We start from the raw sequence: 397 nt of genomic DNA on the forward strand, positions 1-397 counted from the left end.
TCCGACGCGAGGGGCCTCCGGTGCATGAAGTGATGCGCGACCCCGAGGCGCCGCGGGTGATCCCGGTGGGCGCGGAGCTGGTGAGGCGGCTTCACGAGCTGGACGATCGGCTGGCCGGCCAGGTGGACCCCGTGGCCGGGCGGTCGAGCGTGTTCGTGGGGCAACTGCACGCGGGGGAAATTTACAATCAAGATCCGCCGATCTGCTGGTTGGAGGGGACCCGGCGCTGGGTCCCCGGATACGACCGGCACGCGGTCGAGGCCGAGTTCCGGGGGATGCTGGCGGAATTGGCCGCGGAGACCGGGACCACAATCGAGGCGGAGTTCCAGCTTGTGCGCGATGCGTTCGCGCTCGATGTCAATTCAACGTTTGTCGGCGTGTTTCAGGCGGCACGCAG

Annotated in this window: 1 protein-coding gene; it reads left to right on the forward strand. The window is 68.3% G+C overall.

The window, feature by feature from the left end; all coding sequences use genetic code 11:
* Positions 1-20: 20 nt before the first annotated feature.
* Positions 21-397: hypothetical protein (locus AB1L30_RS00170; protein ID WP_367011343.1), on the forward strand; the 377-nt coding region annotated here is incomplete at its 3' end.

Source organism: Bremerella sp. JC817, from assembly GCF_040718835.1.
Taxonomy (GTDB): Bacteria; Planctomycetota; Planctomycetia; order Pirellulales; family Pirellulaceae; genus Bremerella.